The organism is Sphingopyxis sp. 10G20-10 (assembly GCF_057365075.1).
In genome coordinates this window covers 1,408,635-1,433,702 of record NZ_CP195117.1, presented here as the reverse complement: position 1 = coordinate 1,433,702, position 25,068 = coordinate 1,408,635, and the positions used below count along the sequence as shown (strand labels likewise).

34 protein-coding genes are annotated in these 25,068 nt (G+C 59.0%); 16 read left to right on the top strand and 18 right to left on the bottom strand.

Features of this window, described 5'->3' with window-relative positions; all coding sequences use genetic code 11:
• Positions 1 to 2: 2 nt before the first annotated feature.
• The 10 genes from ACR3XE_RS07030 (at position 3) to ACR3XE_RS06985 (ending at position 6,943) form a co-directional block, all read left to right on the top strand.
• Positions 3 to 608, top strand: a complete 606-nt coding sequence (locus tag ACR3XE_RS07030) for a flagellar basal body-associated FliL family protein (protein ID WP_473698341.1) — start codon at positions 3 to 5, stop codon at positions 606 to 608.
• On the top strand, positions 605 to 1,492 hold the full coding sequence (locus ACR3XE_RS07025; RefSeq protein ID WP_473698342.1) for a FliM/FliN family flagellar motor switch protein: 888 nt from the start codon (positions 605 to 607) through the stop codon (positions 1,490 to 1,492). Before ACR3XE_RS07030 ends, ACR3XE_RS07025 begins: the two co-directional genes overlap by 4 nt.
• Complete coding sequence (gene fliN, locus ACR3XE_RS07020; protein ID WP_473698343.1) at positions 1,489 to 1,830, top strand: flagellar motor switch protein FliN; 342 nt, start codon at positions 1,489 to 1,491, stop codon at positions 1,828 to 1,830. The genes ACR3XE_RS07025 and fliN overlap by 4 nt, the downstream gene beginning before the upstream one ends.
• On the top strand, positions 1,827 to 2,102 hold the full coding sequence (locus tag ACR3XE_RS07015) for a flagellar biosynthetic protein FliO (RefSeq protein WP_473698344.1): 276 nt from the start codon (positions 1,827 to 1,829) through the stop codon (positions 2,100 to 2,102). Before fliN ends, ACR3XE_RS07015 begins: the two co-directional genes overlap by 4 nt.
• Entirely contained in the window at positions 2,092 to 2,886 is a 795-nt protein-coding gene (fliP, locus tag ACR3XE_RS07010) for a flagellar type III secretion system pore protein FliP (RefSeq protein ID WP_473698345.1), read from the top strand. Before ACR3XE_RS07015 ends, fliP begins: the two co-directional genes overlap by 11 nt.
• A 1-nt stretch (position 2,887) precedes the next feature.
• A complete protein-coding gene (locus tag ACR3XE_RS07005) occupies positions 2,888 to 3,157 on the top strand; it encodes a flagellar biosynthetic protein FliQ (protein WP_473698346.1) in 270 nt (89 codons plus the stop codon).
• 7 nt (positions 3,158 to 3,164) lie between these two features.
• Positions 3,165 to 3,941: a flagellar biosynthetic protein FliR gene (gene fliR / locus ACR3XE_RS07000; protein ID WP_473698347.1), complete on the top strand. Its 777-nt coding sequence runs from the start codon at positions 3,165 to 3,167 to the stop codon at positions 3,939 to 3,941.
• A 3-nt stretch (positions 3,942 to 3,944) separates the two neighbouring features.
• Positions 3,945 to 5,087: a flagellar type III secretion system protein FlhB gene (gene flhB / locus ACR3XE_RS06995; RefSeq protein ID WP_473698348.1), complete on the top strand. Its 1,143-nt coding sequence runs from the start codon at positions 3,945 to 3,947 to the stop codon at positions 5,085 to 5,087.
• A gap of 77 nt (positions 5,088 to 5,164) precedes the next feature.
• Positions 5,165 to 6,538, top strand: coding sequence for a flagellar filament capping protein FliD (fliD, locus tag ACR3XE_RS06990; RefSeq protein ID WP_473698349.1), 1,374 nt, complete (start codon positions 5,165 to 5,167; stop codon positions 6,536 to 6,538).
• An 18-nt stretch (positions 6,539 to 6,556) separates the two neighbouring features.
• On the top strand, positions 6,557 to 6,943 hold the full coding sequence (locus tag ACR3XE_RS06985) for a flagellar export chaperone FliS (RefSeq protein WP_473698350.1): 387 nt from the start codon (positions 6,557 to 6,559) through the stop codon (positions 6,941 to 6,943).
• Positions 6,944 to 6,966: 23 nt separating this feature from the next.
• On the opposite strand, the gene ACR3XE_RS06980 is transcribed toward ACR3XE_RS06985, so the two are convergent.
• From ACR3XE_RS06980 to flgB, 14 genes are all read right to left on the bottom strand, one after another.
• Positions 6,967 to 8,031 carry a sigma-54 interaction domain-containing protein gene (locus ACR3XE_RS06980; RefSeq protein WP_473698351.1) on the bottom strand — a complete coding sequence of 355 codons (1,065 nt, stop codon included), beginning with the start codon at positions 8,029 to 8,031 and terminating at the stop codon, positions 6,967 to 6,969.
• 189 nt (positions 8,032 to 8,220) lie between these two features.
• A complete protein-coding gene (locus ACR3XE_RS06975) occupies positions 8,221 to 9,072 on the bottom strand; it encodes a flagellar motor protein MotB (RefSeq protein ID WP_473698352.1) in 852 nt (283 codons plus the stop codon).
• Positions 9,072 to 9,935 (bottom strand): flagellar motor stator protein MotA, encoded by an 864-nt coding sequence (motA, locus tag ACR3XE_RS06970; RefSeq protein WP_473698353.1) that lies wholly within the window; start codon positions 9,933 to 9,935, stop codon positions 9,072 to 9,074. Before motA ends, ACR3XE_RS06975 begins: the two co-directional genes overlap by 1 nt.
• Positions 9,936 to 10,023: 88 nt before the next feature.
• The gene (locus ACR3XE_RS06965) at positions 10,024 to 10,803 is read right to left on the bottom strand and encodes a flagellin N-terminal helical domain-containing protein (protein WP_486186008.1); all 780 of its coding nucleotides are present in this window, start codon (positions 10,801 to 10,803) and stop codon (positions 10,024 to 10,026) included.
• A gap of 63 nt (positions 10,804 to 10,866) precedes the next feature.
• Positions 10,867 to 12,201 (bottom strand): flagellar hook-associated protein FlgK, encoded by a 1,335-nt coding sequence (gene flgK, locus ACR3XE_RS06960; RefSeq protein ID WP_473698355.1) that lies wholly within the window; start codon positions 12,199 to 12,201, stop codon positions 10,867 to 10,869.
• Positions 12,198 to 12,530 carry a rod-binding protein gene (locus ACR3XE_RS06955; protein ID WP_473698356.1) on the bottom strand — a complete coding sequence of 111 codons (333 nt, stop codon included), beginning with the start codon at positions 12,528 to 12,530 and terminating at the stop codon, positions 12,198 to 12,200. The genes flgK and ACR3XE_RS06955 overlap by 4 nt, the downstream gene beginning before the upstream one ends.
• The gene (locus tag ACR3XE_RS06950; protein ID WP_473698357.1) at positions 12,527 to 13,630 is read right to left on the bottom strand and encodes a flagellar basal body P-ring protein FlgI; all 1,104 of its coding nucleotides are present in this window, start codon (positions 13,628 to 13,630) and stop codon (positions 12,527 to 12,529) included. The genes ACR3XE_RS06955 and ACR3XE_RS06950 overlap by 4 nt, the downstream gene beginning before the upstream one ends.
• 14 nt (positions 13,631 to 13,644) lie before the next feature.
• Positions 13,645 to 14,292, bottom strand: a complete 648-nt coding sequence (locus ACR3XE_RS06945; protein WP_486186007.1) for a flagellar basal body L-ring protein FlgH — start codon at positions 14,290 to 14,292, stop codon at positions 13,645 to 13,647.
• 13 nt (positions 14,293 to 14,305) lie between these two features.
• Complete coding sequence (gene flgG, locus ACR3XE_RS06940; RefSeq protein ID WP_473698359.1) at positions 14,306 to 15,094, bottom strand: flagellar basal-body rod protein FlgG; 789 nt, start codon at positions 15,092 to 15,094, stop codon at positions 14,306 to 14,308.
• A 10-nt stretch (positions 15,095 to 15,104) separates the two neighbouring features.
• Entirely contained in the window at positions 15,105 to 15,848 is a 744-nt protein-coding gene (gene flgF / locus ACR3XE_RS06935; RefSeq protein ID WP_473698360.1) for a flagellar basal-body rod protein FlgF, read from the bottom strand.
• Between the two features lie 28 nt (positions 15,849 to 15,876).
• A complete protein-coding gene (locus ACR3XE_RS06930) occupies positions 15,877 to 16,704 on the bottom strand; it encodes a flagellar hook-basal body complex protein (RefSeq protein WP_473698361.1) in 828 nt (275 codons plus the stop codon).
• 11 nt (positions 16,705 to 16,715) lie between these two features.
• A complete protein-coding gene (locus tag ACR3XE_RS06925) occupies positions 16,716 to 17,021 on the bottom strand; it encodes a flagellar hook assembly protein FlgD (RefSeq protein ID WP_473698362.1) in 306 nt (101 codons plus the stop codon).
• 2 nt (positions 17,022 to 17,023) lie between these two features.
• Entirely contained in the window at positions 17,024 to 17,416 is a 393-nt protein-coding gene (flgC, locus tag ACR3XE_RS06920) for a flagellar basal body rod protein FlgC (protein ID WP_473698363.1), read from the bottom strand.
• A 14-nt stretch (positions 17,417 to 17,430) separates the two neighbouring features.
• Entirely contained in the window at positions 17,431 to 17,769 is a 339-nt protein-coding gene (flgB, locus tag ACR3XE_RS06915) for a flagellar basal body rod protein FlgB (RefSeq protein WP_473698364.1), read from the bottom strand.
• Between the two features lie 268 nt (positions 17,770 to 18,037).
• Between flgB and ACR3XE_RS06910 the strand changes: the two genes are divergently transcribed.
• From ACR3XE_RS06910 to ACR3XE_RS06885, 6 genes are all read left to right on the top strand, one after another.
• Positions 18,038 to 18,538 (top strand): flagella basal body P-ring formation protein FlgA, encoded by a 501-nt coding sequence (locus tag ACR3XE_RS06910; protein WP_473698365.1) that lies wholly within the window; start codon positions 18,038 to 18,040, stop codon positions 18,536 to 18,538.
• A 240-nt stretch (positions 18,539 to 18,778) separates the two neighbouring features.
• Complete coding sequence (gene flgM / locus ACR3XE_RS06905; RefSeq protein ID WP_473698366.1) at positions 18,779 to 19,069, top strand: flagellar biosynthesis anti-sigma factor FlgM; 291 nt, start codon at positions 18,779 to 18,781, stop codon at positions 19,067 to 19,069.
• Positions 19,066 to 19,377 carry a hypothetical protein gene (locus ACR3XE_RS06900; protein WP_473698367.1) on the top strand — a complete coding sequence of 104 codons (312 nt, stop codon included), beginning with the start codon at positions 19,066 to 19,068 and terminating at the stop codon, positions 19,375 to 19,377. The genes flgM and ACR3XE_RS06900 overlap by 4 nt, the downstream gene beginning before the upstream one ends.
• A gap of 80 nt (positions 19,378 to 19,457) precedes the next feature.
• The gene (locus ACR3XE_RS06895) at positions 19,458 to 20,276 is read left to right on the top strand and encodes a transglycosylase SLT domain-containing protein (protein ID WP_473698368.1); all 819 of its coding nucleotides are present in this window, start codon (positions 19,458 to 19,460) and stop codon (positions 20,274 to 20,276) included.
• Positions 20,273 to 22,405 (top strand): flagellar biosynthesis protein FlhA, encoded by a 2,133-nt coding sequence (gene flhA, locus ACR3XE_RS06890; RefSeq protein WP_486186006.1) that lies wholly within the window; start codon positions 20,273 to 20,275, stop codon positions 22,403 to 22,405. The genes ACR3XE_RS06895 and flhA overlap by 4 nt, the downstream gene beginning before the upstream one ends.
• A gap of 1 nt (position 22,406) precedes the next feature.
• Positions 22,407 to 23,150, top strand: a complete 744-nt coding sequence (locus tag ACR3XE_RS06885) for a sigma-70 family RNA polymerase sigma factor (RefSeq protein WP_473698369.1) — start codon at positions 22,407 to 22,409, stop codon at positions 23,148 to 23,150.
• A gap of 24 nt (positions 23,151 to 23,174) precedes the next feature.
• On the opposite strand, the gene ACR3XE_RS06880 is transcribed toward ACR3XE_RS06885, so the two are convergent.
• Genes ACR3XE_RS06880 through ACR3XE_RS06865 form a run of 4 tightly spaced genes read right to left on the bottom strand, consistent with a single transcriptional unit; the run spans position 23,175 to position 25,054 of the window.
• Complete coding sequence (locus ACR3XE_RS06880) at positions 23,175 to 23,672, bottom strand: hypothetical protein (protein ID WP_473698370.1); 498 nt, start codon at positions 23,670 to 23,672, stop codon at positions 23,175 to 23,177.
• 25 nt (positions 23,673 to 23,697) lie between these two features.
• Complete coding sequence (locus ACR3XE_RS06875; RefSeq protein WP_473698371.1) at positions 23,698 to 24,123, bottom strand: hypothetical protein; 426 nt, start codon at positions 24,121 to 24,123, stop codon at positions 23,698 to 23,700.
• A gap of 16 nt (positions 24,124 to 24,139) precedes the next feature.
• On the bottom strand, positions 24,140 to 24,520 hold the full coding sequence (locus tag ACR3XE_RS06870) for a hypothetical protein (RefSeq protein ID WP_486186005.1): 381 nt from the start codon (positions 24,518 to 24,520) through the stop codon (positions 24,140 to 24,142).
• 54 nt (positions 24,521 to 24,574) lie between these two features.
• The gene (locus ACR3XE_RS06865; protein ID WP_486186004.1) at positions 24,575 to 25,054 is read right to left on the bottom strand and encodes a helix-turn-helix transcriptional regulator; all 480 of its coding nucleotides are present in this window, start codon (positions 25,052 to 25,054) and stop codon (positions 24,575 to 24,577) included.
• Positions 25,055 to 25,068: the final 14 nt, after the last annotated feature.

Below are 25,068 nucleotides of genomic sequence, written 5' to 3'. Positions count from 1 at the left end.
CCATGACCAAAGCAAAAGACACCGAACCAAAAAGCGGCGGCAAGCTCAAAAAGATGCTGATGCTGGGTACCGGCGCCATCGCACTGGCTGGCGCAGGCACCGGTGCAGGCCTCTATTTCTCGGGCGGAATGTCCGCCAGCGCCAAGACCGAGGTCAACAACCTGCCCAAGCTGGTCCTGCGCAGCGAAGAGCCGGTTGATACCGAAGCAGTCCTTGATGCGAAGGACGTTCCGTTGAAAGTCGGAACGGTTGCGGTTGCGGACGACCGCGTCAAAGTCGATCCGCGCAAATATGAGATCACCTATTTCCCGATTGAGCAGAATTTCACGGCCAATCTGGAGGATGGGTCGGGCTTCATCCAGATCGGGATCAGCCTGTCGACCTATTATGACGGTCAGGTCATCAGCAATATCCGCCGCCAGTCGGTCCCCATCCGCTCGGCCATTTTGATGGTTCTTGCCGAACAGAATCCGATGGTCCTGTCATCCAAACCCGGCAAGGAACAGCTGCAAAAGCAGCTAACCAAAGCGATCAACCAAGTCTTGCGCAACAAAGAAGGCTTTGGCGGCATCGACAATGTCTACTTCACCAATCTGGTGATCCAATGACCCAAACCGCCGCCCCGTCAGAGCCTGTCAGCCTGTTTCGTTCGGCAACCGCCGGCCAGCCGATCACCGGTCTGGACCGCATCGGCGACCGATTGAAAAAGCAATGGCGCGACATGCTGCATTTGCTGGGATCGCCCGACGCATCGGTCGATAGCAACCCGGCGCAGCAAATGACCTATGATGCTTTTTGCAAACTTCAGGAATCCAGCCTTTGCTGGCAGTTTCGCGCCCTCCCTCTCAAGGGGCCGGTGCTGGTTGTCTGGCCGCGCAAAGTCCTGCCAGTCCTTGTCGATATTTTTTACGGCGGGACCGGAAAAGACACTGTGGTGCGCGAAGAATGGACCTCGGCCGAAGAACGTTTCGCCGACCGGATTGGCCGCGACATGGCCGGTCAACTCGCTGCGTCATGGGCCGACTGTATGCCGATCCACCCGCATTATGCCGGAGCAGGCGTCGAACTGGTTGTCCCCGGCGTTCCCAAGCCGAGCGATACCGTCGTCGTTCAGACCTTCTCGCTCGCCGACGAAGCCTTGGGTGAGCATGAGTTGCACTGCATCTATCTGGCGACCGCGCTGCGCGACGCGCCGGGTCTGGGTGTTGAGGGCAGCGCAACCAACAAAGTGCCAGCCGATCCCGAATGGGTGCGTCAGCTGAGCAACAGCGCGCGCGACATCCATTTCCCCGCCCGTTCGGTGCTGGCTCGTCCCGACCTTCCCTTTTCGCGGCTGCTCGACCTGAAAGCGGGCGACGTCATTCCGCTTTTGATCCCGAAACTGGTTCCGCTGACCGTCGCAGGCCGCGTCTTTGCCTATGGCCGCGTCGGGGAATCAAACGGCCGCGCCGCCATCATGATTGACCATATCAACAAAGGACCGACCCAATGAGTGACATGTCTGAAGCCCCTGTTTCGACCGCTGAACGCAGCAGTCGCCCGACCAGCTCGCTTGCCAGCGGTGCCAACTTCGACCTGCTGTCCGGCGTGTCTGTACGCCTGTCAGTAGAGGTCGGTTCGGCCTCGTTGACGCTGGCGGACTTGCTTGACCTGAACGAAGGAAGCGTTGTCGAACTCGACCGCCAAGCCAATGATCTGTTGGAAGTTTTTGCCAATGGCACGTTGGTTGCCCGCGGCGAAATCGTCAATGTTGATGGCCGCTATGGCATCCAGATCGTCCATGTTGCCGAAGCCGGTCAGCGGCTGGGGTCGATGGAACGCCGGTCATGATCGTCGACTATTTCCTGCGCTTGTTCGTCTTGCTGCCGGTTGTTGCCGGTCTGGCCTGGGGCAGCCTGTGGCTGTGGCGCCGCGTTCAGTTGGGCCTGCCCATAAAGGCCGCCGCGCGCCGCGCCGCCCATGTCGTCGATGTCCTGCCGATGGGGCCCGGTACCAAATTGGCGGTCGTCGATTTTGGGGGCAAGCAATTGCTGGTCGCGGTGGCGCGCAGCGGTGTTTCGCTGTTGGCCGAAGATAATCGTGGTGATTTCCATGCAGACTGATGTTGCCGGAGCGCGCCGCCAATTGCCGCGCCTGCTCCTGATCTTTGTTGCGGCGATTTGTGCCGTCGCCATTTCCGGCACCGCGCTGGCCCAAACCGGGTCGAGCGGCGGTCTGGACCGCGCGATGGGTGAATTGGCTGGCGATGGTCGCCCCTTGACCCTGTCGCTGCAAATCCTCCTCCTGATGAGCCTGCTGACGATTTTGCCGTCGCTGTTGCTCATGATGACCAGCTTCACGCGCATCATCATTGTGTTGTCAATTTTACGTCACGCACTGGGTTTACAACAAACGCCTCCAAACCAGGTGCTCGTCGGGCTCAGCCTGTTCCTCTCTCTGCTGGTGATGCAGCCCGTGATTACAGAGATTAATCATACCGCCATCGAACCCTATGGCGCGCAGCAAATTGATATTCAGGAAGCGATTGGCCGCTCGGGCACCGCCCTGCACAAATTCATGGTCACCCAGACGCGCAAGTCCGACCTGCGACTGTTCACCGAATTGTCGAAAACCCCGCGTGTCGCCAAAGCGGCTGACATTCCCTTCTCTGTGCTGCTGCCGGCCTTTGTCACCAGCGAACTCAAGACCGCATTCCAGATCGGCTTTCTGATCTTCCTGCCTTTTCTCATCATCGATCTGATCGTCGCTTCGGCTTTGATGTCGCTCGGGATGATGATGCTGTCGCCTGTCATTATATCCATGCCGTTCAAACTGTTGCTGTTCGTTCTTGTCGATGGATGGGCCTTGACGGTGGGATCACTCGCCGCCTCCTATGGGGGTGGGTGAGATGGAGAGTGATTTCTTCGTCGGCGTCGCACAACAGGCCCTGTGGGTGCTGGCGCTCGCCGCCGCCCCCATCCTGCTCCCCGCGCTTATCGTCGGTGTGTTGCTGGGCATGGTGCAGGCCGCAACTTCGGTCAACGAAGCCACGCTCAGTTTTGTCCCGAAGTTGATTATTGTCGCTGTTTGTCTCGCCATTTTCGGGAGCAGCATATTGGTGTTGCTGACCGATTTCACGCGCGAGCTGTTCGGCCTCATTCCCACCCTGACCCGATAAGGCCGTCATGCCGCCAGGATTTGAACATATCGAAGCGACGCTGCAGCTGTGGCTGATCGCGATGATCCGGCCGGGTGCCGCGCTGTTCGCCGCACCGATGTTCGGGGCACGAAATGTTCCCATACAGCTGCGCCTTGTGCTGGCGCTTGCGGTTGGCATCTCGGGCGTTTCGGCTTCGGCGATGGCCTTTCCGACGGAATCGCTGGTGTCCTGGTTCGGCTTTCTGCTGGTAGTCAGCGAAATATTGGTCGGGCTCGCCATCGGTTTCGTGCTTCAGATCGGCTTCGCCTCGGCGCTGCTCGCCGGAGAGGCGATCAGCAATGTTTCCGGCCTCAGCTTTGCCGCCATGTCGGACCCTTCGACAGGGGTTATGAGCACGACGATAAGCCAATATCTGTCGATGCTGACGCTGGTCCTGTTTCTATCCATGAACGGCCATCTGGCGTTGATGCAGATCATCGCCGACAGCTATCGCGCGCTGCCGCCGGGTCAGGCGTGGCTGTCCTTTTCGGCCATCGGCGGCATCGTCCAGTTTGGCGGATTGATGTTCTCGGCGGGTCTGATTATCGCCCTGCCCGTCGGCTTTGTCCTGTTGCTGGTTCAGATCATCATGGGACTGGTCGCCCGTTCGGCACCGGCACTCAACCTGTTTGCCGTCGGCCTGCCGGCCACCATCCTCGCCGCCGTTGTGTTGCTGGCGATGGCCACCCCGGCCATGGCGGATGCGATCAATCAGGTTATCAATCAGTCGCTCGACCAAGCGCGCTTGATCGCGGGCGGTTGATCCATGTCTGAAGCCCCCGAAAAAGACCAGAAAACCGAAGCGCCAACCGCAAAGAGGCGCGCCGATGCCTCGCGTGATGGCGATGTGTTGATGTCGCGCGAACTCGCCACCGCCATCATGATGCTGGCCGGTTCGGCATGGATGCTGCTCGCCGGAAAATGGGTCGTCACCAACATCGGCATGATGGTGTCGTCCGGATTGACGCTAGGAGCCGGCGACCTCGATCATTTTGCGCCGGGTGAAAAGGCCGTCGCTATTGGTCAGAACATCTTGTGGCCGATGGCCAGTCTTTTTGCACTGACGACAATCGCCGCGCTGGCCGTGCCGATGGCGCTGGGATCGCTCGGCTGGCGTTCCAAAGCCATGAAGTTCAAAGGCAGCCGGATCAATCCCGGTGCAGGCATCAAACGCATGTTCGGCGCCCATGGTGCGATTGAACTGGGCAAGGCGCTGGCCAAGGTCGCAGTGCTGTCGCTGGTCGGCTATCATGTCGTCACCCGCGCCCTGCCCACCACCATGGGACTGGCGGCGACCGACCCCCAAGAGGCGATCCTCTATGTCGGGTCGACGGTCGGCTATTCGGTCTTGTGGTTGTCGGTTGGTCTGCTCGCGATCGCATTGGTCGATGTCCCAGCCCAAATTCTTCAGCGTAACAACCGGCTGAAAATGTCGCGCAAGGAAGTGCGCGACGAAATGCGCGAGGCCGAAGGCACGCCCGAAATCAAACAGGCGCAGCGCGCGCGTCAGATGGAATTTCTGTCCAATTCTGCGCGTAAAGCTGTCGCAGAGGCGACCGTCATCCTGACCAACCCGTCGCATTTCGCGGTGGCACTGCGCTATCGCCCGGGCATCGACGAAGCCCCGATGGTGACCGCGCGTGGCCGCGACGACATTGCCTTGGCCATCAAGGCGCTGGGCCGCGACAATAATATTCCGTGCCTCGAATATCCGCCACTGACCCGTGCCATTTACTTCACCTCACGCGCGGGCCGGACGGTGTCGGAGGATCTGTACCTTGCCGTCGCAACCGTACTTGCCTTCGTCTTCCGCCTCGACACCGCCATCGCCGAAGGGCTGGCTCAGCCCGTCGTCGACATTCCGGCCGACAAGCGTTTCGACGCCAATGGCGAGCGCGAGGGCGGCTGACACTTGTCACTTTTCGAACAATGCAGCCCTTAATCAAGGGCCATCAGCGCCGTAACTAGAGCGAAGGAATTGATTTCATGCTCACCTCTATTGCCAACAGCCTCGGCGCCGGTTCCGGGATCAATGTCAGCCAGTTGGTTGAGGATTTGGCCTCTGCCTCACGCGACCCAAAGATCAAGCGGCTCGACGAGCTGGTTCAACAAAATCAGGCGCGGATCAGCGCCGTTGGTAAAGCGCGGTCGGATCTCGACAGCTTTGCCACGACGCTGGAAAATCTGGTAACAGAGGGAAGTTTGCGCAGCCAGCCGACGATTTCCAACGATACGGTGATGAGCGCCGAGGCCAAATCGGGCGTGAAGCTGGGCGATTATAGCGGCGAATTTGAAGTACTACAGCTGGCCCACTCACAGTCGGTTTATTCGGCACTGGTGGCTGGCGCGGATACGGCGGTCGGCGAAGGCGCCATGACGCTGTCGGTTGGCGGCACTGATTTCAACATCACGATCGATTCCACCAACAACAGCGTGAGCGGTCTGGCCGATGCGATCAACGCAGCAGGCAGCGGCGTCAAAGCCTCGGTCATCAATGATGCGGGCAGTGTCCGCTTGGTGCTGAAAGGCGCGACAGGCGCGGCTAATGCCTTCACCCTGTCCGCTGATGCAGGCGGCGATCCTGGCCTGCAACAATTTGCCTATGGCGGCAGCGGCGCGATGACGCTGGCGCAAAGTGCCAATGATGCGCAAGTGCGCGTCGACGGCATATTATTCTCCCGCGACAGCAACAGCGTCGACGATATTGTCCCCGGCATGACCCTGCAGCTCAAAAAAGCGGCTCCGGGTGAAATCGTTTCGGTTGGCGCGACCCGCCCGACCGATGCCCTGCGTCAAACCATCTCTGACTTTGTTTCTGTTTTCAATGATATGAAGAAAAGTCTTAAGTCAGCGCGTGACCTGTCCAATGGCGCATCGGGGCTGCGCACACTCGAACGCGAATTGACCGCGATGACCGGCAATGCGCTGACCAGCGACCCCAATATCAGCCGGTTGTCCGACATCGGCATCAGCACGGGTCGCGACGGCTCTCTGACCATCGACGAAGCCAAATTATCGGCCGTGCTCGCCTCCAATCCCGATGCGGTCGAAGCCATGTTCAATCCCTTGCGAGACGCCAATCATACGGCGGAAAGCGATCCCGGGATTGCCGGGGCACTCGACGCCATTCGTGACAAGGCCATCGCAGCTGGCGGCTCGATCGACGGACTAACCAAACAATTGCAGAATGAAGCCGATTCGATCAGCAAGAATCGCGAACGGGTCGAAACGACCGAAAGCAATTATCGCGCCCGACTGGAAAAACAATTCGGCTCGCTCGATGCGCGCATAGCCTCGCTGCACGCGACCCAATCCTATCTGGAACAACAGATTAAGCTCTGGAACTCGAGCAATAATTAAAACAGCACGAGGTTCATTTTGCTTCAGCGATCCCCCTCTTACGGCCATGACCAATATCGCCGCCTGCATCTGGAAACGCGCCTCGCTGGCGCCGACCGGATGGCACTCGTCAGCATCCTGTATGACGAGCTGCTGATTTCGGTGGGCGTACTGCAAGTGCTGGCCGAACGCGGCGAACCCGTGCTCAATAGCCATCAGGCGCAGCGCGCGCACAGCATATTGACCTCGCTCGAGGTCAGCCTCGACATGGATTCAGCCGGCGACCTCGCCGCCTCGCTTGCCAGCCTTTATCGCAGCATGAGAAAACAGCTGAACGCCGCGCTGATTGCCGGTGATCAGAATCTGTTGAAAACGCTGCACAGCGGTATCCAGACCGTCGCAGAGGCCTGGCAGCAAATTAAATAGACGGTGGAACCGACGCGCGCCGGTCAGGCGGCGACCGAGACGCCATATTTGCGCATTTTTTCGATCAGCGTCGTGCGCTTCAGCGACAACAGGCGCGCCGCTTCGGCGATGATGCCATCGGCCAGATCCAGCGCGGCGTGAATACGATCAAGCTCGATCGATTCCACTTCGCGCTTCAGGTCGATGGGACAATCGCGGCGAAGGGGCACAACCGTTCCCGATGTGGTGGGGACAACATCGGGAACGGCCGTGGCTTGCGGCGCTTTCAACCGCGTCAGCATTCCAAAGCTGAGCGGGGCTGTTGGCCGCAAAAGAAATTCGATATTCGCAGCACTCAGCTGCTCGCCGCCGAACAGCACAGCTGCACGATCGACAAAGTTGCGCAACTCGCGAACATTGCCGGGCCATTCATGGTCCATCAGCACGTCGAGGGCGCTTTCGTCATAGGTGCAACGCTGCGCCGCCGGATGACGCTTTTGGAACATGGTGATCAGCTCCGCGATATCTTCGACGCGGCTGGCCAGATCGGGCACATGAATGACGACAACACCCAGGCGAAAGAACAGGTCTTCGCGAAAACGGCCTTGTGCAATGGCCTCCTCCAGATTTTGGTGGGTCGCCGAAATGACGCGAACATCGACCGGCTTGACGTCACTGCTACCGATCCGGCTCACCGTATGTTCTTCGAGCACGCGGAGCAGTTTAACCTGCATGTCGAAACGCATGTCGCCGATTTCGTCGAGGAACAAGGTGCTGTTATGGGCCGCCTCGAAATGACCGATCCGCCGCGCATGGGCGCCGGTGAACGACCCTTTTTCATGGCCGAACAGTTCGGATTCAATCAACTCGTTGGGAATGGCGCCGCAGTTCAGCGCAACAAAGGGTTTATCTCCGCGCTGACTGGCCTGGTGGATCGCCTTGGCGACCAATTCTTTACCCGAACCCGACGGACCCGATAGCAGCACAGAGATGTTGGAGCGGGCGACGAGTTCAATCATCTGACGCAGCGCGACCATCGCCTCGCTCTTGCCAATGATCAGCTCTTCCAAAGTCATCTCGGTCGAGCCAGTTGTCGCATTCGCCACCATTTTCATTCTCCAGCCGCAGCGTTGTTAGGTCCTCGCTTTGGTGAAGAGACATTTGATGAAATTGGTAAACAGAAGCTTACTGACCCCCGGCTAAGATATTGATAAATAACTAATATATCCGATTTGGTTGTATTGGCCACGCTTTTGCGTAGGCCGCCCTCCGCAATGGCACCAATGTGGTTTTAATTGTTAGTGGCGACTATTACCAAGGGTGATCGAGATACGGCGATTGCGCGCGTCATTCGGATCGGCCGGGATATAGGGTTCGCGATCCGACACACCTTCGATGCGGACAAAGCGCCGCGTCGGAATGCCCTTGAAGTTGAGGTAGGCGCGCGTCGCCTCTGCCCGCAAGGTCGACAGTTGCCAATTGTTCAGGCTCTTGCTCCGGGCAAACCGGCTCGCGTCGGTATGGCCACGAATGATGATGCTGTTCGGCAAATCGCGAACCATCGGACCAATCTGATCGAGCAACCGGATCGCGTCGGGTGACAGGACATCGCTGCCCAGCGCAAACATCGAAAAATCGGATTCATCGATCAGGTCGATACGCAATCCTTCGCGCGTATCGGTGAACCGGATATTCTTGGCAAAGCGGCGCAACTGACGGTCGGACATCACCTTCTTGGCAATCGCGCGTTTCAGCTGGGTAAATCTTTCCTTATCGCGCCCGATGGCCGACCCTTCCTTGGGGCCACCGGTGGCATCGCGCGGAATGGTCATGGTGCGCGTGCCCGTCTGACCGGCGCGGTGCGGGTAATTATCAACCGATACGATGGAATCTCCACCAAAGAATCCGTTGGAACCCGCGCTCTCTTGTTTTGTCTGTACCAGCGTCGGGGAGAAATAGTCGGCCAGCGCCTTGCGCTGCTTCTCTGTCGTCGCACCCAGCAGCCACATCAAAAGAAAGAAGGCCATCATCGCCGTCACAAAGTCGGCATAGGCCACCTTCCAGGCGCCGCCATGATGCCCGGCATGGGCTTGCTGGATGATCTTCTTGACGATGATCGGTCGGACAGGCTCATTTTTTCGCGACGCCATCAGCGGCCCCGCATTCCGTCAAACACCTCGGCAAAGCTCGGCTGGTTTGAATGTTCAATCCCCGTCCGCGCGGCCTCGATAACCAGCGGTTGCGGGTGCCCATGCAGCGACGCGATGATCAGCTGTTTCACGGTCTGATAGATGGCGCTGTCATTTTCGACGATATGCTTGGCGCGATTGGCGAACGGGCCGACAAAGCCATAGGCGAGCAGCACGCCAAGAAAGGTCCCGACAAGGGCTGAGCCGATCATGGCCCCCAGAACGGCAGGCGGCTGATCGATCGCACCCATGGTTTTAACCACGCCCAGCACCGCCGCCACAATGCCCAGCGCAGGCAGCGCGTCGGCAAGCCCCTGCAAGCCTTCGGCAGGCTTTAGCGCATGATGATGGTGGTTCTTGATGCCATTATCCATAACCTCTTCGACCGCATGAGGGTCGAGCGTTCCCGACGACACCACAACCAGCCGCAGCGAGTCACAGATCAGGTGGATGAGCGTCTGATCTTTAAGCAGCTTGGGGGCTTCGGCAAAAATGGCTGACTCAGCCGGGTTTTCGATATGGGGTTCGAGCGCGACCGGTCCTTCGGTCCGCAGCATCTTCATCAGTTTCGCAACCAGAAAAATGCAGTCGAGAAAATCCTGCTTGGTATATTTCGGCCCTTTGAAGACCGATCCCATGCCAGCGCCCAGCGATTTCAAATCCTTGCCCGAATTGCCGATAATCAGCGAACCAATGCCGGCACCGCCGATGATCAGCATTTCATGCGGCAAGGCATGGAGCACAGGCTCCAGATTGCCGCCAGTAAACGCGAACCCGCCAAACACTAGCACGATTAAAACTATGATGCCGATGGCGGGGAACATGCGTGGAAAACTCCTTGCCCAGAGCAGGCGAATAAATGCGGGTCACCCCACACTGGTTAACGGCGGCACAACCAGAAAATTGAGGCCGTTAGCTCAAAATATCGAATAAGGTCCGCCGGTTGATCCGCGCAAAGGCCGCTTGGGCAGCATCCAGCGTGATCGTTTGGGCGTTCAGATTGGCGATGGCGGTCGTGAGATCGGTATCTTCCAGCGAAGATCGCTCGGCAGTCCGGTCGATGTTCTGCGATTGCAGATGGTCGGATAACCGGTCGAGCCGCTGCGCCTGAATACCAACCGCCGCATGTCTGTCGGAAATATGGTTTATGGATTGGTTCAGGCTGTCGAGAGCCGTGTCGATTGATGACTGGTTGCCGCTTTGTACACCCGTGGCTGCGTCGCGCACGCGTTGGGCAATATCGACACCGCCAACAGAAAAGGCATCGGCGCGCGATGGCACAGGCGCAAAGGCGGTCCCGGAATCAAATCGCATGACCAGCGGGTTGCCGTTCGAGAAGAGCGCATTGCCGTTGGAATCTGTGCTGTTCGCTATGCTGTCGATTTCATCAGCGATCGCCGTCAGTTCGGCCACCAAACTAGAGCGGTCGCTGGGCGACAATGTTGCGTTAGCCCCTGCAAGAGCCAATTCGCGACTGCGTGCCAACAAATCGGATGTCGACCCCATGGCCGTATCGGCAGCAGAGACGAGCGATTTGGCGGCAGTGATATTGTCCGACCAGGCCGCAGACGAACTGTCTGCTCGGCGCAGCGCAGCAAGGCGCGGCGCGACTGCGGCATCGTCAGATGCACGCTGCAGCCTTTTGCCGGTCGAAATCTGGCTTTGCGTATGGGCGATATCATTGGCCAGCACCGACTGGCGTTAAATCTCTCGCGTCATGCGATTTCCGGTTGCGTTGATCATCGGTCAGCCGCCCTATCTGATGTTCAATATGGATTGGATGGTTTCGCGCGCCACCTGAATCACACGCGCCGCCGCTTCATAGGATTGCTGGAAGCGCAACAAATCCGCCGCTTCGTGATCCAGATCAACTTCGCTGACGGAATCGCGCGCTGCTTGCGCACCGCTAGCCCGCGTCGAGGCCGCAGAGTCTTGCGCCCGCGCCGAAGAGGTCGAGAGCGCCTGCCCTGCGACATATTTCGACCATAGCGCCTCGGGGCCACTGTCGGTGCGCAGCGATGCCAGCGACAGGATGTTCTGGTTGGAGCCGCCGGGACCGGCCGCCGCCACATCATCGGCGGTCAGCGCCGTGGCGCTTAGGGTCGCCGCGCTAGCAGTACCCGTAAACAAAGCCTGACCGGGATTGCCATTGGCATCGATACCCGCTTGATGTGCTGCATTTAGATCGCCTGCGACCTGCCCTGCCAGCGTATCAAGATTGGCACGCAAATCGGCAACATGATCAGCCGCATCGGACAAACCAGCGAAGGTTCCTGTCATCGGCGAAAAAGGACCGCCGCCGGTCGATAGGGAAAAGCTCAGGCGTCCATCGGGTGCCATCGTCTTTGACATGGTGGCCACAGCGCCATTTTCGACCAGCGATTCTCCGCTGCCCGCAGCGCGCAACGTCACCACGCCGCGATCACCAAAGCTGGCCGACACACCAATCTGTTCGCCGATCCGGTCGACCAGCCGGTCGCGCTCGTCAAGCAAGGTGGCTTCGTTCGAAGATCCTGCGCGCGCACGGCGGAGTCCGCCATTGACGCGCTCCAGCGCCGCCATGTCGGTGTTCAGCTGATCCACCGAGACATCGGCGTTCTTGTCGATGCCATCGGACATCGACGACAGCCGTGTCGCTGTCGTGCGAAATCCGGCGGCGACTTCATCGACCGATTGGAGAAACTGGCCGCGCATTGTCGCATCACCGGGATTGCTACTCAGCCGGTCCGCCGTCGTGAACACCGACGTCAACGCAGCCTCGATCCCGTTGCTATTGCTGTCGAGCGTGCTTTCAGCGGCGGTCATCCATTGCAGCCGGGTCGCGGCTCGACCGGCGTCCCCGGCCGAGATGCGCGCATCGTCAACCAGCCACTGGTCCACCGACCGTGTGACGCCTTGCACTGCGACGCCACCAGGATTGATACTGTTGCGCGACAAAATGACATCGCCCGCGGGCAAGGCTTCGCGCAGTTGGATAGAGCGTTTGGCATAACCAGGGGTTTGCGCGTTGGCGATATTGTCGCCCACGGTGGACAACGCGCGCGAATAGGCGCGCAATCCGGTTGTCCCCAGACTCAGAAGATCGGTCATTTTCCTGCCCCCGTCTTGCTCTGCAGTTGTTTTTCAACCATGTCGGCGATGCCGAACTGACCCAGCGACGCCATCGAATCCGCAACCTTGGCATCCGCCATTTCACGGAAGCTGTCGGTCGCACTGGACCCGAGGAAGTCATCGGCCAGCTTGGCCTTACGCATGGTGCCGATCAGCTGGCGTAGCATCACCGCTTCAAAATTCTCTGCTGCCTTGCGAAGCGCGGGGTCGCGCGTCTGTGTGGACGACGCACCCGGCGTTGCGACCGGTTTCGTGACGGGCATAGCGTTGTTAAGCGAGACGCTGGCGGGGATGGTCGGGCGGATCATATGATCACCAATTCGGCGTTCAGAGCGCCAGCCTGACTGAGCGCTTCCAAAATAGCGACCAGATCACCTGGCGACACGCCGATCCTGTTGATGCTGTTGACGATGTCGGCCAGCGACGCCGCACGCGGAAGCAGAAAGGCGGGGTTGCGCTCTTCTGACACGGCGATGTCGCTCGACGGTTCGATGGCGGTCTGGCCCTTGCTGAAAGGGGCCGGCTGGATCACACGCGGCGATTCCTTGACGCGCACGGTCAATTTGCCGTGGCTGACCGCTGCGGGCTCGACCGTCACCGCGCCGTTGATGACGACGGTGCCGGTGCGCGCGTTGATGACGACACGCGCCGGTGCCTGCGCCCGTTGAATGGGCAGATTCTGGATCGTGCCGATCAGGCGCGTGCGCATATTGGCGTCGCCATCGGCACGAATGCTGATGCTCGCGCCGTCAATAACTGTGGCCATGCCGGGTTGAATCGCAGCGTTAATGGCATCGGCCACGCGGCCGGCATTGGTCGCATCAAACTGGTGCAGGTTGAATATCAGGCGGTTGCTGGTGGCAAAGCCGGTGTCGACCGACCGTTCAACCGTCGCGCCATTGGCGATCCGCCCGGTCGACGGAATATTGACCGAGAGATGCGATCCGTCCGCCGCGTCAACGCCCAGTCCACCCACCACCAGATTGCCCTGAGCCATCGCATAAATTTGCCCGTCAGCTCCATATAGCGGCGCGAGCACGAGCGTGCCGCCGCGTAAGGATTTGGATTTACCGATCGCCGACACGGTGATGTCGAGACGCTGTCCCGGCTTGGCAAAGGCTGGCAAGTCAGCGGTCACCATCACGGCGGCGGCATTTTTCAAAGACGGGTTCACGCCCGGCGGCAATTGCAGGCCAAAGCGCGAGATCGCGCCCTTCACGCCCAGCGTCGAATAATCGAGGCTGTCGTCTCCGGTCCCCGCAAGGCCCACGACAACGCCATAGCCTGTCAGCTGGTTGTCACGCAGTCCCTGGAACTGCCCGATGTCCTTGATCCGTTCCGCCGACGCCATTTGGGGCAGTCCGCAGAGCGCGAGAAACAAGAGCGAGAGTGAAAGGCGAATGCGCATGATTTGGTCCCTGATCAGAATGGGCTGATGGCGGAAAAGAAACGTTGCAACCAACCCTGGCGGCTGGCGCGGGCGATCTCGCCCTTGCCCACGTAACGAATTTTCGCATCGGCCACGCGCGACGAGATGACGCGGTTGTCGGTGCTGATATCGGCAAGGCGAACGATGCCCGAAAACTGGATCCGGTCGTCGCCGCGATTGAGTGTCAGCAGCTTTTCGCCCTTCACCAGCATGGTGCCGTTGGGATAAACTGCTGCGATCGTCACGCTCAACTCTCCCGACAACTGGCTCGACTGGGCCGCTTCGCCTTTCCCTTTGAACGACTGATCGCCGCCCATATTAATGTCGCTGGGGACGAACAGACTGAGGAGGCCGGTCGACGGCGGGGTCAAACCGACCTTGCCGCCACGCTGGGTTCCGGCGCTATTCTGCTTTTGCGCCTGCAGACGCTCGACCAGCAAAATGGTCAGCACATCGCCGACATGCGAAGCCCGATTGCCCGACGTCAGCGGCGCATAGACGCCGGCCTGAAAGATGGAGCCATTGGCCACAACCGCCGGTGCCGCTGGCACGGGGGTCGCAACAAAGGCATCATCTTCCTTCTTTTTGCGGGCCTCGGCAGCGCCCGGCACCACCAAAGCGGCGCAGGCCAATGCTGCCATCAGGCGCGAGGATTTAGAGCGCTTGTGTAGCATTGCGCATCATTTCATCGGACGCCTGGATCATCTTGCTGTTCACTTCATAGGCGCGTTGGGTTTCAATCATGTCGACCAGTTCTTCGACGACATTGACGTTCGACCCTTCAAGCGATCCGCTGCGTATTGTTCCGCGCCCTTCTTCACCGGCGGCACCGACTTGCGGCGCACCCGAAGCGGCAGTTTCGAGGAGCAGGTTGCCGCTCGTCGCTTGCAAACCCGACGGGCTGGTAAAGCGGGCGGTTTCGATGCGGCCGATTTCAACCGATTCAGACTGACCAGCCTGCGTCGCCGAAACCGTGCCATCGGCACCAACGGTGATAGAGGTAGCCCCGTCGGGGACCTGAATTTGCGGCTTGACCGGCATCCCGCTCGGCGTCACGATATTGCCTTCGGCCGACAGGGTAAAACTGCCGTCGCGGGTATAGGCGGTGCGCCCGTCGGGCATCTGGACCTGAAAATAGCCCGCGCCTTCGATGGCCATATCGAGCGCATTGCCCGTAGCCGCCATGGTGCCCTGCGTTTCGATCCGCATCGTGCCGGTCAACTGCGCGCCGGTGCCGAGGTTCAGCCCCACCGCATAGCGATTTTCCGCCGACGAATTGGCGCCGGGGGCGGTCACCAATTGATAGGCCAATGTTTCAAAATTGGCACGGTCGCGCTTGAATCCGGTGGTGTTGACGTTCGCCAGGTTATTGGCGATCACCTGCATCCGATAATTCTGGGCGTCGAGCCCTGTGCGCGCGACGTGCAATGCTCCCATGGTCATGACTATTCTCCTATTGCGGCAAGCGCATCAGATCGGCCGTCGACATATCGAGGTCGCGGACGCTGCTGATGAGTTTAAGTTGTGAATCCCAGCTACGGCTGGCGTCGATCATGTCGACCAGCGCGGTGGTTGCGGCGACGTTCGATCCTTCGAGCGATCCCGATGTCACGCGGGCGTCAGGATCATCTGGCAACGCCCCGCCACCGCGAACGCGGAACAGCCCGTCGAGCCCTTTGACGACGTCTGACCCGGCCGGAGTGGCCAATCGCAGACGATCAACCTCCTGCGGCTGGTCGGCAGGGCCGCCCTGCGGGACGATCCAGACCCGACCTTGTTCGTCGATAGAAATCTTGTCCGCTGGCGGCAGGGTGATCGGACCGCCGGCACCTTGCACCGGATGCCCGTCCCCTGTCGTCAACAGTCCACTCGACGCGACTTTCAAGTCGCCACGCCGTGTATAGCCTTCTTCCCCGTCGGGCGTCTGAACCACCAGCATCGAATCACCGTCAATGGCAACATCGAGGTCGCGGCCTGTGGTTGTCACGGTTCCCGACCGCATATCGGCGCCCAGCACTTGTTCCGAAGAAAAAGCGCGCGCATCGAGGCCGTTGCCGTTTAACCACAGCGACTGGGCGTCGGCCATGTCGGCACGAAAGCCCGGCGTCTGTGCGTTGGCCAGATTATTGGCCACTGCGGTCTGCCGTGCCATGCTGCCGCGCATGGCGCTCAGGCTCGTATAGATCAGACGATCCATGGGTTAAGTCCTTGCTAAATCAGGCTCATCAACGAATGTTCATGACCGCTTGCGTCATATTGGACGCCGTCTCGATGGCCTTGGCATTCGCTTGAAAGTTGCGCTGGGCCGCGATCAGCAGCACCAGCTCTTCGGTCACATCGACGTTCGCCCGTTCGAGCGCGCCCGACCGGACGGTGCCCAGCGGGCCGTTGGTTGCGGCGTTGATGGCGGGCGGGCCGCTCTCTCCGGTTGACTGCCAATGGGCATCGCCCACGGGGCGCAATCCGTCCTGCGCGGTAAAGCTGGCCATCGCCACCTTACCCAGCTTCTCGTCGGTGCCGTCGGCATAGGTTGCCGTCACCAACCCGTCGATACCGATCGAGACATTGACCAGTGCGACATTCGGATTGCCGGGAGCATTGGCGGGCAGGATAAAGTCATTGATGTCGCCCAGCGTATTGCCGGTCACATCGCCATTGGCATCAATGGGAAGCAGCTGGAGGACCGAGCCGGTGGTGTCGACCACCTTGCGGTCGGCGTTGACCTGGAACGCGCCGTTGCGGGTATAGGTAACAGCCGAGCGCGGGGGCTCGCTGCGTGCCATGAAAAACCCTTCGCCGGCAATCGCCAGATCGAGCGTTTTATCGCTGGCCTCTAGCGTGCCCTGCGTGAATTGCTGGACGACACTGTTGAGGCGGGTTCCCTGACCGGCAATCATCTTGGTCGTCTGGGTCGGAGCGCTGGCGAACAGGTCGCCAAATTGCGCGCGGCTGCGCTTAAACCCGGTCGAGCCGACGTTGGCGAGGTTGTTCGAGACGACCGACAGGTCGGTCTGGGCGCCTTTAAGGCCCGATAGCGAGGTGTAAAAAGACATGGATATTCTCCTTATTCAGCAGGTTGTGCGGGAGCAGCAGAAGCGGTTTTAATGTCTTGCAACAGCGCGGTTTGCGCCGCGATCTGATCGCCGATACCTTTCAGCGAAACATTCATTTCGGAAATCCCGGAGACGCTGGAAAACTGCGCCATCTGGGCCACCATCGCCTGGTTATCGACCGGTTTGAAGGGATCCTGTTGCTGCAACTGCGTTGTCATCAGACGCAGGAAATCGGTCTGACCCAATTGTTTGTCGGCCTGACCTTTTGGCACAACCGGCAGGTTATAACTGTTCACGGGGTTGATAGAGGTTGCCATGATTATTGTCCTAACCGCAGGGTTTCGTTGATCAGGCCCTTTGCGGTTTGCAGGACCTGGACGTTGTTTTGATATTGGCGGGCGGTCTCGACCATCTCGACCAGTTCGGCGGCGCTATCGACCGCCGCTTCCCAAACATTGCCATCGGCATCGGCCACCGGATTGGAGGGGTCGTGCCGCATGACGGGACTGGCGTCGGACTGGGCAATCCTGTCGATCGCAACCGTTGCCTTGCCCTGTTCGCCCATGACGGTGCGGAACACCGGCTTCATGGAGCGATAGGCCTCTTCCTTGCTGCCCGCGACGCTGCCGGCATTGGCAAGGTTGGACGCGGTTGTGTTCAACCGGACGAGCTGCGCCGACATGGCGCGGCCGCTGATATCAAAAATCGACATTTGCGAAGTCATTGTCATTCTCCTGCAATGGCGCGCTTGAGCGTGCTGATGCGGCCCTGGAGAAAGGACAGCGTGGACCGATAGGCCAAGGCGTTCTCGGCAAAGGCGGTCTGTTCGGTCGACATCTCCACGGTATTACCGTCGAGCGACGGCTGGACCGGGACGCGATACTCAATCGCGGCTTCGGGCGACTGCCCCTGCTCGGCGAGCTTCATGGCCTGCCCAAAATCAATGTCGCGCGCTTTGTAATGCGGGGTCGCGGCATTCGCGATATTGGATGCCAGCATGTTCATGCGTTCACTGCGAAGTCGCAGTGCCGTCGCGCTGGAGCCGAGGAGAGATTCCGTCTGCATCGTCCAATTCCTTTCGTCGCAGCAGGGGTCGTGGTGGGGACACCTGCGTATCTGATAAGGATATAAGCAAACTGCGTGCCAAACTGATTTAATGGCGTTAATTCAATATCCTGACATCATATCTTTATCGCGCCTCATCGGAGACATGGCAGCCCGGTCAAATTTTTGACCTGCCCTTATCCACCCGGCGCAAAGCCGCGAAAAACGGTGACTGGCACAGTTCCTGCTTAGAAGATGGCAACCGCTTTCCATGGCGCAGGAGACTGATATGACGCTTTCCAAACTCCCGGTCCTTTTGGCCGGAACAGCCGCAGCCTTGTTGCTCGCAACGCCTGGAGTGGCGCAGACGGCCAATGAGGACTTGCAGGCCCTTGATGCCCGCGTCGCCGCTTTTGCAGCTGGCATGGGGACGACCGCCGTCCCGATCGACCGGCGGATCCGGTTGATGAAATGTCCACAGCCCGCCACGATAGAGCCCGACACTCCCGGCTCGCTCGCGGTGCGGTGCCCTGATCTGGGGTGGAGAATGCGCGTATCGCTCAACCGACCCGCCAGCGCCCGTGTAAGCCAGGCCAATGCTCCGATCCTCGTCAAACGCGGCGACAATGTTCGCGTAACAATCAGCTCGGCCACCTTCGCCATCGATTATACGGCCACTGCGATGGAGAACGGTCGCGAGGGCGAATTGATCGGGCTACGTTTTGGTGACAAAAACACCGTCATCGAAGGAGAGGTATCCGGTCCCGGTCAGGCGGTCGTCGCGGAATGATCGCCCCATCGAATCCGTGAAGCCTTTGCGGACAGCCAAAGCAGCGCCTCCACGCCAGGCGGAGGATTTGGTGCCAATGTTTTGACGGCCAAAGCTGTCTATAATGCTTTGAAAAACCGTCATTTCCAAAAAAAGAACAAAAAATTAACGCCCCATGGCTTAAATTTCGGTCCCTTCGGTCGTCATTCATCACAGAGGAAGCTTGTCGCTATTTCGACGCCTTCTGCGAGGAGATGTACGATGACCCCATTGAACAAAGTCGGCCGCGTAGTCGCTTCGCAAACCTATGACAAACTGACTCCGGCTGCGGCCAAGACAGAGGCGGCCCCAGTGCCGCCAGTCAAAGCCACGTCGAGCGTTGCGGTTACGGTCCTTACCGATCTGGCGCGACAACTATCGCGGCAGGAACCGCCGATCGATCACGCCAAGATCGCCCAGATCCGCACCGCCATCGCGCAGGGCCATAATAATGTCGACGCAGAGCAGGTCGCTTCGGCGCTTGCACGCCACTATGGCATCATGGGCGGATGATGGACGCTCTCGTCTCTGAGGTTGAAGCCAGCCAGCAGGCGCTACAGGATGCGCTGACGACGCTGGATGCCACGGCGATTACGGCTGCGACCGAGGCCTTGGCTGCGGCCGTTGCGCGATTGCGGAACCATGACGCGAACGACATTGCGAACGACAAGGCTGTGGTCGGTCGCCTCGAAACGCTCCAGCAGGGGCTGACCGAGACAGCGATCAGCACCAACATCCTGAAAGACTGGACGCGTCAAAGGATTGACCGGACCAATCGCCTGCGCGGAATCAACACCAGCGCCAAGATATTAAGCTATTGATATACACCTGTTAAATCAGGTTTAATGCCAATTGGCATGGCTTTTGCTTTTCTTCTGTCGATGACACGGAAAAGCAAATCATGACCCTAACGCCCGGCCCTTTGGCCTCTTATGGCGCTGCGTCCAACGTTCCGCAGTCGATTCAGTCGGCGGCGGCCAGAACGGGCGTCGATTTCGACTATTTGCTCGACGTTGCCCGCGTGGAAAGCGATCTCCGCCCCGAAGCAAAAGCGCGGACGTCGTCGGCCACCGGCCTGTTTCAATTCACACGCGAAACCTGGCTCTCGACCCTTCAACGCCACGGCGCCCAGCATGGCCTGGGTTGGGCCGCCGACGCCATTCAGCGCGATGCGCGCGGCACCCATCGCGTGGCCGACCCGGCCTTGCGTCAGCAAATATTGGAACTGCGCAAAAATCCTGACGTCGCCTCGCTGATGGCCGCCGAACTGACCTCCGACAATCACAAGGCACTGTCGCAGGGCACGTCGGGCACAATTGAATCGGTCGACCTGTATCTGGCTCATTTTCTGGGCAGTTCGGGCGCGACACGCTTTCTGCAGGCATGGCAGGCGAACCCCGATCAGCCGGCCGCCGCGCTCTTCCCCGCCGCTGCCGGATCGAACCGCCCTGTTTTCTATGCCTCTGACGGATCGATGCGCAGCCTCGACGAGGTGCGCAACCGTTTCAGCGCTAAGCTCGATGCGTCCAACCCGACGGTTCAGTTCGCCAAGGCCCCGCCAACCGCGATGAGTACCACCCAATGGCTTGAGCATCGCTCGCCATCCGCCACGCGTCCGCTGGAATTGCGCTCGATCGAAGCGATGCCAACCGGACTATCAATGGAATTTGCCGCCGCGGCCTATCGGCGCCTCTCTGAGATGGGAGGGCGTCAGTCATGACCGGCTCCGTCACCAATATGGGCAAGTCCCTCGCCTTTTCGGCGATGCTTCCTTTCGGCATTTTGGCCCTTGTCGGGCTGATGGTCGTACCGGTTTCGCCAACCATTTTGGACATGGGCTTCATGACCAATGTCATGATCAGCCTCGCGGTCCTGATGATCGCGCTGTCGGTTTCACGCCCGCTCGAATTTTCCTCCTTCCCGACCGTGCTCTTGCTGGCAACCCTGTTCCGCCTCGCGCTCAACGTCGCCTCGACGCGCGTTGTGTTGATGGAGGGTCATCAGGGTCCGGCGGCGGCGGGTCATGTGATCGAAGCCTTTGGCGCCTTCCTGATCGGCGGCGATTATCTGGTCGGCATCTTGGTCTTCATGGTCCTGCTGATTATCAACCTGGTCGTGATTACCAAGGGTGCGGGCCGCGTTTCCGAAGTTTCGGCGCGCTTCACCCTCGACGCCATGCCCGGCAAGCAAATGGCGATCGACGCCGATTTGAACGCTGGCCTGCTCACCCCCGAAGAGGCCAAGCAACGGCGTCAGGAAGTCGCCACCGAAGCCGATTTTTACGGTTCGATGGACGGTGCCTCCAAATTTGTGAAAGGCGATGCCATCGCCGGCCTGCTGATCCTGTTCGTCAATATCATTGGCGGTCTGATCATCGGCATGAGCAAGCATGGCCTCTCGGCCGGAGAAGCCGCCAGCACCTATCTGACCCTCGCCATTGGTGATGCGCTGGTCGCGCAGATTCCGGCCCTGTTGCTGTCGATTGCAGCGGCGGCGGTTGTGACCCGCGTTGCCTCGCCGCTCGATCTGACCGGTCAGATCGGCAGCCAGTTCAGCTCCTCGCGAGCCTGGGGCGGTGTTTCGGCGATTTTGGGCGCACTCGGCCTCATCCCTGCCATGCCGCAATTGATTGTCCTCCCCGCTGCTGCGATTGCTGGGACCATCGCTTGGAAAATCCGTCAGTCACAGGCCGCCGCCGCTGCAGCGCCGCAACTGATCGAAAGCGATATTGCGGATCCTGCCACTATCAGCTGGGCCGATGTCAGCGATTCCGCTCCGATCCGCCTCGAGATTGGTTATGGTCTCATCGACTTGGTCGACGAGGGCAAGGGCGCGCCGCTGATGGGCCGCATCACCGGCATCCGACGTCAGCTGTCCAACGAACTCGGCTTTGTCATCCCCGCGGTCAAAGTCAGCGACGATCTGTCGCTGCCCGCCAACAGCTATCGCATCGTTGTCGATGGCGTTGCCGTGGCCGAAGATCAGGTCTTTCCCCACCAGTTGCTCGCGCTCGATTCGGGTGGACTTGTCCAAACACTGGACGGAACCCCCTGCAAAGATCCCAGCTTTGGTCTCGACGCCATCTGGATCGCGCAATCAGCACAGAATGACGCCATCGCGATGGGCTATACCGTGGTCGATCCGGCCACCGTCATGGCGACCCATTTGAACAACAGCATCGTCGGGGCGGGTGCCGACCTCTTTGGTCTGGATGACGCGCAGGCGATCATCGACAACCTCAAAATTCATTATCCGAACCTGGTTCAGGCGCTGGTGCCGCAAGCAGTCAGCTTGCCGCGCGTGGCATCGGTTTGCCGGGCGCTACTCGCCGAACAAGTGCCGTTGCGCGATTTCCGCAAGATTGCCGAGGCGATGGTGCAAGAGGCTGGCCGATGCGCCACCGATGGCGAGTTGGTCGAGGCGGTACGGCAACGCAATGGCGCGATGATCGTGCAGACCATCGCTCCGTCAAAAATGCCGCTGCCGGTTCTGACCCTCGCGCCCGAGCTTGAAACGCTCATCAACCAGTCCGTGCGCGCCAATCCCGACAGCGAATGGCCGATTGAATCGGGCCTGTCGATGACGTTGATCCAGCAGTTAAAGCAAAATGTTGAGCCGCTGCTGCTCGGCACGCGCGGCGTTGCGCTTGTCACCTCTCCCATCTGTCGGCCGTCGCTGTCGCGGCTTGTCCGCGCCAGCTTTGCCGACCTCGCGGTCATTTCATTCCTTGAGATACCGGCGACAAAATCGACCGAGATCATCGGTTCGATCGGTGCGCCAGCCGCGACCACGCCGCTGTTACAAAATCCAATGCAAAACCAGATGCAAGACCAAGGCCAGGAGACATAATATGCGTCCTGAATCGCAGATCCAGTTCGAAAAACCCGCCCATGGACGCGAACCGGCGGCTCCCTATGCGATGTCCAAAGAGGAAATCGTGCGCGATAATCTGGGCCTTGTGCGCAAAATCGCATGGCAGGTTTGCACCAGCCCGTCGCGCGCCGTCGATCTGGAGGATTTGATTCAGATCGGGCTCATCGCGCTGATCGAAGCTGCGGCCACCTATAAGGAACAGGGCTTTGCCTTTGCCACCTATGCCGGTGTCCGCATCCGCGGCGCGATGATCGACCAGCTGCGTAAGGAAGCGGGAACAACGCGATCGGCACTGGTCGCCCGCAAACGCATTGCCGCAGCACGCGAAAGCGCCTCGCAGAAATATATGCGTCAGCCGACGGTCGACGAGCTTGCAGAGGAATTGAACATCAGCACCGCCGAATTTCATGATCTCGACTATGCCGCTTCACGCAATCAGCGAGCGAGTCTCGACGACGTCTATAATGACGAAAGCGCCATGTTTGCTGACGAGGCGGAATCGGTCGAAGAGCTGTTTGCCAATGCCCAGACAATGGCGCGCGTCGCCGACGCGATCAAAACGCTGCCTGATCGCCAGGCTATGGTGCTCAAGCTAATCTTTGTGGACGAACTCAATCTCCACGAGGTCGGGCTGGTATTGGACGTCAGCGCCGCGCGCGTCTGTCAGATCAAACGCGACGCTCTATTGGCCCTACGCGCGCTGGTCAGCGTGGAGGAATGACCCCCTCGCCGACGACCGGATCACTCACGCAACTTCTTTGACGTTTTGCACCATAGTCAGCTCCGAAAAACTGGGCGCGATGGACTGGAAATAGGATTCAATCGTTGACCGGCCTTGTGGGGTCAATCTGATCAACGAACGGCGCCGGTCTCTGCTGTCGCTTTCGCGCGACGCCATTCCGGTGCGGACCAGATTATCAACAACCCGCAATCCTGACGTCAAAGCGACATTCGCACCATTGGCCAGATCGCTCGCGCACAAACTGCGCTGGTTCTTTTCGGCCAGTGTCAGATCCAAAAGCATGTCCCAGGCCGGCCAGTCGAACAAACCCTTGGCCAAATGCGCCTGACGCGCCCTGCGGATCTTCACTGTCCAGTTGACAATATCACCCAGCTCATAACCCGGTGATGAGGATTGCCGTGTAACCGAAGAATTCAACTCCGAATGGTCATTAATGATCAGCTTGTGAATTTCGTCAATACGGGATTTCAGATAAACGACGTCATCAACTTTTATATCCACTGGATATCACTTTCCGACAAACAGATCATTTTTTGCGAACCCGGATCTTGTCTGTTCTTTTGAAATTTGAAAACGAGATGATTGTTATCAACGCCAGTGTCGGATATGCGATATTCATGGTCAGAAACGCATAGGACACGGGTTGTATTTCATCGAAAATTAGCCGCTGCACATGCGACATCATTGCAATCAGCTGCCACGCCGTAATCCAATAGGGCCAGAAACGATTTGATCGGATCGCGATGGACCAGAATGCCACAAGGACGACTAGGTCGATCAATGCAATCGAAGCGTCAATTCCGTTCCATATCGGAAAAGGCGATGCCAAGGACGTTGCGAGCGAAGCGCCCAATGCAACATAGGCCGCCTCCTTTGCCCATTGCTCTCCGCGAAACGTCGCGGAGAGCACGGCAATGACCAGCATTGCGTAATATATATAAACATGAGCCACGGCTGTTTGGCTAAGCCTAGCCGTTGACGGTCTGAAGTGCCGAAACGTCTTCGGACTCTTCGCCGACATCATTGCTTTGATCGAGCTGCGCAAAACTAGGTTTGGCAACACCCGCACCAAACATGCGTGTGCCAAGGCCGACCTGCTTTTGGGTTACCTGCAGGGCATGATGGGCATCGGTCAGCATTTGGCGGACTTCGCCTGCTGCAGAAATAGCCTTTGTAATATTGGCAAAAGCGTCCTGTCCGACAATTGCCGACATTCGGGTCATGCGTCGCGCGGCTGGCAAGGACGCCACAAGACTGGCAAGCTTGACAATAGCTTCGTCAACCGCGTCTTCTGCAGCGTGTAATTCTTTTGTGATTTGACGGGCTGCAGCAATACGATCATTCAACATTTTGTTCTCCAAACATTGGCCCGGAGCATTCGGAAAAAACCGAACGTCCGATTGCTATCGGGACAAGATGCGTCCCAGACCGACCATGACGGAGTAAAGTGCAGCGAAGCCTAAGATCGTGGCAATGGCTAACAAGATGGGCCAGACTAGGCGTTCCTTCAATCCGTGCAAGTTCGTAGGTTGAGCTGCGGTCGGGAAAGGCCATCCAATCGAGAATTGGGTAGAACTAACTTTTCTGCTTGGCTCAACGCTGTCGTCTGGCGAAACAGCGTTACCTACAAGGTGCGGGGCTTGATATATCAAGGGTTGATAATCGGCAAAGCTCCCCAATGCCGCCAACTTTCGGGCGGCTGCAGTCCTGGAATCAACGCCCAATATCTTCATGGATTGCCGAATGCGCTGGTCCACAGTATGCGGCGAGACATTCAATTCACGCGCAATCTGTTTCGAATTCATGTGATTGTAAACGAGCCATAAAGTCTCTACTTGATGGCTCGCCAGCCTCGCATCCAAGAACAAGTCATCATTTTGCACGGCTGAGAAACTAC